Origin of the sequence: Streptomyces swartbergensis (assembly GCF_002148965.1) — a bacterium.
In the GTDB taxonomy this organism is placed as follows: Bacteria; Actinomycetota; Actinomycetes; order Streptomycetales; family Streptomycetaceae; genus Streptomyces; species Streptomyces swartbergensis.
The window spans coordinates 1-7,588 of the sequence record NZ_NGFN01000395.1 but is presented as its reverse complement, the minus strand read 5'-3'; the positions used below and the strand labels follow the sequence as shown (position 1 = coordinate 7,588).

The window sequence follows — 7,588 nt, the reverse complement described above, 5'->3', positions numbered from 1 at the left end:
TCGCGCACCTGCGCCCGCCCCGCAACTGGATCAACGACCCCAACGGGCTGGCCTTCCACGACGGCCACTACCACGTGTGCTTCCAGTACAACCCGTACGGATCCGAGCACGCGCACATGCACTGGGGGCACTTCCGCAGCCCCGACCTGCTGACCTGGGAGGAACTCCCCCTCGCCCTGACCCCCACGCCCGGCGGCGAGGACGCCGACGGCTGCTTCTCCGGCAACGCGGTCTCCGACGGCGACCGCATGGTCGCCTTCTACTCCGCCTTCCGCACCGACCGCTGGGCCCAGCCGGTCACCACCGCGGAGTCCCGGGACAACGGTGTCACCTGGACACCGCGCGGCAGCCTGTTGATTCCCGAACCGCCCGAGGGCGCGACCATGTACCGCGACCCGTACGTGTGGCGTGAGGGCGGCGGGTGGCGGATGCTGGTCGGCTCCGCCTTCGCGGACGGCCGGGCGGCGGCACTGCTGTACGAGTCCGCGGACCTCGAACAGTGGGAATACAAGGGGCCCTTCCTGGACGGGGCCCCGCAGCCGGTGGCGCCGGGCGCCGACACGGGGCTGGGCTGGGAGTGCCCGCAGTACCTGCACGCGGACGGTCGCGGCGCGCTGCTCCTCAGCGTGTGGGACCCGGAGCTCGGACCGCGCCGGACCGTGGTCTACCCCGGGCGGGAGCACGACGGCCGTTTCCTCGCCGGCGCCCCGGCCCTGCTCGACCACGGCCCCGACTTCTACGCCCCGGCGCTGCTGCCCGCGCCCGACGGCCGGTGGCTGCTGTGGGGCTGGTCCTGGGAGGCCCGTGACCCTCAGTGGGTGCGCGAGGCCGGCTGGGCCGGGCTGCTGACCCTGCCGCGCGAGGTGACGCTCGCCGAGGACGGCTCCGTACGGCAGCGACCTGCCGCGGAGCTGCTCGCTCTACGGGGCGAACGGACGGTGACCGCGGCCGGTGTGACGGCCGGAACGGCTGTCCTGGGGACGGTCGGCGCGAGCTTCGACCTGACCGCGCGCCTGGAACCGGCAGGAGGGCTACGGCTGGTGACATCGGCCGACGGCGCCGAGTACCTCGACATCAGGATCGACCCCGGGGCCGGTGAGCTCGTCGTGGACCGTGACCACGCCTCTCTCGACGCCCGCGCGCAGGGCGGCACGTACCGCGTCCCCTGCCCCGAGGCGAGCGTCGAGCTGCGTCTAGTGGTGGACCGGTCCGTCGCGGAGCTCTACCTGCCGTCGGGCCGGACGCTGACGCTGCGGTTCTACCCGACGGGCGATGCCCCCTGGCGGATGGAGGCCCGTGCCGGAGACGGGGGCGGCCTCGGCTACACGGTCAGTGCGTGGAACCTGCGGCCCCACACCGTGCGCTCCCTGGCCGACGCCGGGGCCGGGCTGACGGACGCCGGTCTCGTGGGGCCCTGACCCCTGACCGGGCTCCCCGGCTGCCGGTCCCGTGTGACACGCTCGTCGCCGAGCGGCCGGCAGGAACCGGCCGCCGGCGGTTTCAGGCAGCGTGGAGAGGCGGCGGCATGCGCATAGGACTGCTCGGCACCGGACCCTGGGCGCAGATGGCCCACGCACCCGCCCTGAGCGGGCACGACGAGCTCGACTTCGCCGGCGTGTGGGGACGCCGCCCCGAGGCGGCGAAGGAACTGGCCGAGCGGCACGGTGTCCGGGCGTACGACGACGTCGACCAACTGTTCGCCGACGTGGACGCGGTCGCCGTGGCGCTGCCGCCCGAGGTGCAGGCCGGGCTCGCCGTGCGGGCGGCGCGGGCCGGGTGTCATCTGCTGCTCGACAAGCCCCTCGCGCCGACGGTGGAGCAGGGGCGGGCCGTGGTCGAGGCCGCCGAGGAGGCCGGGGTCGCCTCGGTCGTGTTCTTCACGGCCCGCTTCCAGCCCGAGCCGGAGGCGTGGATCGCCGAGCAGGCGGCGGTGCCGGGCTGGTTCACGGGGCGGGCGCAGTGGCTCGCGGCGGTATTCACCAGCGAGAGCCCCTTCGCGACGCCGTGGCGGCGGGAGAAGGGCGCCCTGTGGGACGTCGGGCCGCACGCCCTGTCCGTGCTGCTGCCGGTGCTGGGCGACGTGCGGCGTGTGACGGCGGCGGCGTACGGTCCCGGGGACACCGCGCATGTCGTCCTCGACCACGCCGGTGGCGCGTCGAGCACCCTCACCCTGAGCCTGACGGCACCGCCCGCCGCGTCCGGTGCCGCCGTGGAACTCCTCGGGGAGGCCGGGGCCGCCGTCCTGCCGGAGAGCTCCGACGGAGCGGTCCCCGCCCTGATGCGGGCCGCGGACGCCCTGCTCGCCGCCGCCCGGACCGGCCGCCCGCACGCGTGCGACGCGGCGTTCGGCCTGCGGGTCACGGAGATTCTCACGGCGGCTCAGGATCTGCTGGACGGCGGCGGCCGCTAGCCCTGCCTGGGGTACGGCCCCCGGTTCCTACGCCGGGTCGAAGTTGATGCGCTCCTTGACCACCGGGAAACCGGCCTTGGCGAAGTTCGCGGCCATGGGGAAGTTGCCCTGGTCCGTGGCGGCCGCTATGAACTCGGCGCCCCGCTCGACCAGGAAGTGGGTGCACTCGGCCAGCAGGTCGTGGGCGTAACCGTGGCCTCGCTGGTCGGGCAGGACGCCGATGAAGCCGATGCACGGGCCCGAGGTGTTGTGGACCGGGATGTGGATGCCGGCCAACTCGCCCTGCGGTGTGTGAGCGACCTGCCACCACTCGCGGGGCGAGGGGCACCAGTGGAAGAAGTCGATCTCCTCCTGGGCCGCCTGGTCGAGTCCGCCCTGCTCGATGGCTTTCAGCGCGTGGGCGTCCAGCGTGACGGAGTGGATGCGGCGCAGCGCGTCGAAGAACACGGCGTCGTCCGGTTCGGCGCGGAACACCAGGCGCCCGGGCCGCTCGGGCAGACCGCGGTCAGGGGTCCACCGGTACAGCAGGCGTTCCACCAGGAGGTCGTAGCCGGCCTTCCGTGCGGCCGTGAAGCGGGTCTCGGCCGCGGCGTGCAGGGCCGGGTCGCCGCGCCAGCCCGTGGGCAGGTTCAGTTCCAGTTCCACCTGCCAGGGGGCGGAGCGCAGGAGTGCGGCGCCCGCTTCCTCCTCGCCTTCCGCCACGTCGAACCAGTTGAGGTTGACGGGCTCGGTGTCGTCGGGGCCGCCCCACCAGGCGCCGCGGGCCACGACCCTGCCGTCGCGCAGGGCCACCCGCTTCCAGTCGGGGCGGTGCCGGGTCAGCCGGTGGCCCTCACGGGCGCCCAGCGGATCGGACAGGGTGTCGAAGAGATCGGCGTCGCTCGCGTCGAGCGCGCGGATGACCACATCGGTCACGGAATTCCTCCGGGATGCATGCTGTGGAGAGCGCTCCCGGTGAGGTCAGTCGAAGCACGCCGGGACGAGGGACAGGGAGCGCTGAAATGGTGTGAACTGCACGGCTCCGCCCTCCTTCCACGGGTCTCGGGGCGTGACGCCGACACGCTACGGGATCACCGGCGGGCCGTCCATCGCTTTTCCGGCGCGGCTCAAGTGGCCCTCAAGAGGCGGTTGAGCGACCGCAGATGCCCCCAAGTGACCGCTTCAGCAAGGGGTTACGGCATGCCGGACGGGTTGGCGGAAGCACTGCCCGTCCGTGGCATCCGTGACGCGGATCCGCCCTGAGAGCGCTCTCACAAGACGCGGCGCCGACGGGCTGCGGCTGACGCTCACGCCGTTCTGGCAGTCGCGCACGTCCCCGGCGGCCGCCGCTGACGGCCGTCCCCGGTGACGCGGGCCCGGAGTGCGGCGCCCGGTGGGGCGTAGCAGCGTGGTGGTGTGAGCAGTGCGCGCGCCCGGCTGCCGCGCCGGGGCAGGGACCCGGACCAGGACCGGGATCGGGATCGGAACCTGGACCGGGATCGGGATCGGGACCTGGACCGGCGGGGTTGGCTGCGCGGCGCACCGCCGCCGGTCTGGGCGCGGCTGCTGCCGTCCGTACTGCTGGCGGGCGTGGGCACGGCGGAGCTGATCAGTCCGGTGCCGCTGGACGTCGGCTTCCTGCTGGGCGCGATCCCGCCGCTGGCCGTGCTGGCGCACGGGCCGGTCGTGACGGCGGTGCTCGGCGTGTTGGCGGTGGTGGTGCTGACGGTTCCCGTCTTCCGTCTGGACAACCCCGGCAGCACCGATCTGCTGACCGTCTCCTTCGTGGCCGCGCTGAGCGTGCTGCTGTCGTTCGTGCGCAGCAGGCGTGACGCGCAGCTGGTGACGGAACGGGCCGTCGCCGAGGTCGCGCAGCGGGCGGTCGTGCCGCCGCTCCCGGAAGAGGTCGGGCCGGTGCGGTGCGCGGGTCTGTACCGGGCCGCGCAGAGCGGGACGCTGGTCGGGGGCGACTTCTTCGACGTACGCGCGGGGCCCTACGGCGTACGGGCGGTCATGGGCGATGTGCAGGGGCACGGGCTGTCGGCGGTCGCCACGGTCGCGTCGCTGCTGGGGGCGTTCCGGGAGGCGGTGCTGGACCAGCCGGACCCGGAGGCGGTGGCCGCCCGGCTCGACCGGAGGCTGGCGGTGGACTCCGCGGGCGAGCCGCACGCCGAGTTGTTCGCGACGGCGGTGCTGCTGGACTTCTCCGCCGACGCGCGTGTGGTGCGGATCGTGGCGTGCGGGCAGGCCGGGCCGTTGCTGCTGCGGGACGGGCGGACCGTGGAGCTGGACGTCGAGCCGTGCACGCCGCTGGGGCTGGGCCTCGCCGAGGTCACTCCGCCGAGGGTCGTCTCGGTGCGGCTGCGGGCCGGTGACCGGCTGTTCCTCGCGTCCGACGGTGTCACGGAGGCCAGGGACGCCGGCGGGGTCTTCTATCCCCTCGCCGAGCGGCTGCCGGGCCTCGCCGACGAGGATCCGGCCGCGCTGGCCGAGCGGGTGTGGACCGACCTCGTCCGGTACTGCCCGGACGTGCGGGACGACGTCACGATGCTCGTCCTCGCGCCCCGCCCGCGGGGCGGGCCCTGATGGCGGGGCCGTACGACCAGTGCGTCCAGGCCGATCGCGGCGGTCACATGTGTGCGCATCGGAAATGCTCGTGTCAGTCGGACAGGTGTGTCCACCGTCGCCCGGGCCACGGCGCGGCGACATCGGTGAGCGTCCGAACGGGGGGCTCGCGGGGTCTGCGGGCTGCCCTCTGGTGGGTCTGTCGGCGGGCTCCTGGGGACTTCGGGCCGACTGTCGGGCGCGCCACCCTCGGCGGGCTCCCGGTGGGGCCTCGGCAGGTGTCCGGCCGGGGCGGCGGCCCGCGGCGGCCCTCCGGCGCTGTCGGCGGGGTTGCGGTGCGGTGGCCAGGGGTCTCCGCCTGGGATTTCCGGCCGGCTTTCGTCCCGGTTCCGGTGGGGCTCCCGGCAGGGCTTTCGGCAGGCTGCGGGTGCCGGTTCTCGTGCGGTGGCCGGGGCTCTCCGGATGCACGCTGGGCTCGCGCGTTGAATGGTGATATCGGACCCGTTTTTCAGCACCGGGGCCGCACCAGCGATCCGGACCCTAGGAGCAGAGAACATGTCGACGTCACAGCCCCACGCGTCCCGGCCACCCGAGGACAGCACCACCCCGGACCGCCTGCTCCACGCCCGAACCGGCACCGACGTGTCGCCGGAGGACCTCGTCCTCGCCTCGGGCAAGGACCTCACCCCGCGCAACCTGGAATGGGCCAAGCGCAAGCTGGCAGCGGAGGGCCCGGCCGCGCTCGAGAAGCTGCTGCCGTAGCCCTTCCCCGCGGGACGTCACGCGTCATGGACTCCGTGACGCGTGACGCCCCGCGGGTCACGCCCTGTCGTCGTCCTCCGGCAGGTCGCTGTCGTCCTCCACCACGTGTACCGCCGCCTCCTCCGCACCGGCCGCGCCCCCGTCGATGCCGATGTCCGTCGCGACGGTCTCCTTCGTCGTGTCGGGATGGGCGCCCTCGTCCGGGGCGACCAAGCGGCCCGCACGGGCCGTGCCCGCCTCGGGGTCGACCGGTTCGCCGTCGCTGTCGGGGCTGTCGCCCACGCCGTCCCCGGTCGGCTCGGCGGACACGTCGGGGACCTCCTGGGCGAGGCGCTCGTCGAGGGTCTCGCCGTCGTGCTGCTCGGCTGCGGTGGTGCCGCGCTTGGTGACGCCGAGCGGCTTCTCCGGCGGGGAGTAGCCCTCGTCGAGGGTGTCGTCGTAGGTCCGTTCGTCGACGGCGTTCTGGAGGTCCAGCGGCGCGGCGTCCTCCTGCTCCTCGTTGCTCCCGGTGGGCTGGTACGCGTCGTCCGCCATCGGTTCGGGGCGCATCGGTTCCGTGCCCATCACTTCTGCCTCCCTGTCGCGCTGCGTCGACTCGTTCGTCTCATGTGCCCGTTCCGCGTTTCCCGTTACGCGGGCTCTAACCTCGGCGGATGCCGTCGGGTGGGACTCGCGCCCACATCGCCCTGCCGTAGCTCTGCCGTCCGGGAGGGTGTCATGGCTGATGAGGGCATCGTCGCCGTCATGGACCGACACCGCGTCCCGGCCGGGCCAGGTCACCCGTCCACTTCTCCTCGATGCGCCCGAACCTCCACACCAGCAGCGCCACCGCCCAGGTGGCGACGAACAGGGCCACGACGACGTAGCCGAGGACGTTGAGGTCGAGGCCGGAGATCCAGTCCCAGAAGGGGCCGTGCAGCCCGAGCCTGTCCACGAGCAGGCCGAGGAGTTCGACGGTCCCGATGAGCAGGGCCACGGCGACGGACAGGCCGGTGATCGTGAGGTTGTAGTAGACCTTGCGGACCGGCTCGGAGAAGGCCCAGCCGTAGGCGAAGTTCATGAACGAGCCGTCGATGGTGTCGAGGAGGCACATCCCCGCGGCGAACAGGACGGGCAGGCACAGGATCGCGTACCAGGGCAGGCCGGATGCGGCGCCGGAGCCGGCCAGGACGAGCAGGGCGACCTCGGTGGCGGTGTCGAAGCCGAGGCCGAAGAGGAGGCCCAGCGGGTACATCTGCCCGGGTTTGGAGACCGACTTCATGACACGGCCCAGGAGGCGGTTCATGAAACCGCGGTTGTTCAGCTGCTCCTCCAGGGCGGCCTCGTCGTAGCGGCCCGAGCGCATGCCGCGGAACACCTTCCAGATGCCCGCGAGGATGACCAGGTTGACGGCCGCGATGAGGTAGAGGAACGTCCCGGAGACGGTCGTACCGATCAGGCCGGTCACGTCGTGCAGCGCGGAGCCGTCGTCGCGGACCGGTCCGGCCAGGGTCTTCACGCCGAGGGTGAGCAGGAAGGCCAGGACGAAGACGACGCTGGAGTGGCCGAGGGAGAACCAGAAGCCGACCGACAGCGGCCGCTGCCCCTCGCCCATCAGCTTGCGGGTGGTGTTGTCGATGGCGGCGATGTGGTCGGCGTCGAAGGCGTGCCGCATGCCGAGCGTGTACGCGGTGACGCCGATGCCGACGCCGAAGGTCTGGGTGCCGATGGCGCGGTGTTCGGGGGCGACGATCGCGACGAGGGTGACCCAGCCGATCACGTGCAGGGCCACGATGACCGCGGCCATCCCCCCGACCCTGGTCCACTCCTGCCGCGTCATGGAGGTACGGACGCGGTGCCGGGCCGTGCGCTGCGCGGAAGCCGGGGCGGGGA

At 73.3% G+C, this 7,588-nt stretch carries 7 protein-coding genes; 4 read left to right on the top strand and 3 right to left on the bottom strand.

Translation table 11 applies throughout. The annotated features are described in order from the left end of the window. Both CA983_RS37725 and CA983_RS37720 read left to right on the top strand, forming a co-directional pair. Positions 1 to 1,418, top strand: a 1,418-nt coding sequence (locus CA983_RS37725) for a glycoside hydrolase family 32 protein (protein WP_086605228.1), incomplete at its 5' end; no start/stop codon positions are given. Positions 1,419 to 1,525: 107 nt separating this feature from the next. Further along, positions 1,526 to 2,410, top strand: a complete 885-nt coding sequence (locus tag CA983_RS37720; RefSeq protein ID WP_086605227.1) for a Gfo/Idh/MocA family protein — start codon at positions 1,526 to 1,528, stop codon at positions 2,408 to 2,410. Positions 2,411 to 2,437: 27 nt separating this feature from the next. Here the strand turns inward: CA983_RS37720 and CA983_RS37715 are convergent, their stop codons facing one another. After that, on the bottom strand, positions 2,438 to 3,325 hold the full coding sequence (locus CA983_RS37715; protein WP_086605226.1) for a GNAT family N-acetyltransferase: 888 nt from the start codon (positions 3,323 to 3,325) through the stop codon (positions 2,438 to 2,440). A 576-nt stretch (positions 3,326 to 3,901) separates the two neighbouring features. Between CA983_RS37715 and CA983_RS37710 the strand changes: the two genes are divergently transcribed. Next, entirely contained in the window at positions 3,902 to 4,975 is a 1,074-nt protein-coding gene (locus tag CA983_RS37710) for a PP2C family protein-serine/threonine phosphatase (RefSeq protein ID WP_086605230.1), read from the top strand. Between the two features lie 534 nt (positions 4,976 to 5,509). Further along, positions 5,510 to 5,716: a hypothetical protein gene (locus CA983_RS37705; RefSeq protein ID WP_086605225.1), complete on the top strand. Its 207-nt coding sequence runs from the start codon at positions 5,510 to 5,512 to the stop codon at positions 5,714 to 5,716. 57 nt (positions 5,717 to 5,773) lie between these two features. Here CA983_RS37705 and CA983_RS37700 read toward each other — a convergent pair whose 3' ends face one another. Both CA983_RS37700 and nicT read right to left on the bottom strand, forming a co-directional pair. Then, positions 5,774 to 6,265: a DUF5709 domain-containing protein gene (locus tag CA983_RS37700; RefSeq protein ID WP_086605229.1), complete on the bottom strand. Its 492-nt coding sequence runs from the start codon at positions 6,263 to 6,265 to the stop codon at positions 5,774 to 5,776. A gap of 193 nt (positions 6,266 to 6,458) precedes the next feature. Further along, positions 6,459 to 7,588: Nickel transporter NicT (gene nicT, locus CA983_RS37695; protein WP_244207267.1), on the bottom strand; the 1,130-nt coding region annotated here is incomplete at its 5' end.

Bases quoted from the DNA above. Each gene is read 5' to 3' on its own strand.
- CA983_RS37700 (WP_086605229.1), bottom strand. From the start codon at position 6,265: ATGCGCCCCGAACCGATGGCGGACGACGCGTACCAGCCCACCGGGAGC.
- CA983_RS37705 (WP_086605225.1), top strand. From the start codon at position 5,510: ATGTCGACGTCACAGCCCCACGCGTCCCGGCCACCCGAGGACAGCACC.
- CA983_RS37720 (WP_086605227.1), top strand. From the start codon at position 1,526: ATGCGCATAGGACTGCTCGGCACCGGACCCTGGGCGCAGATGGCCCAC.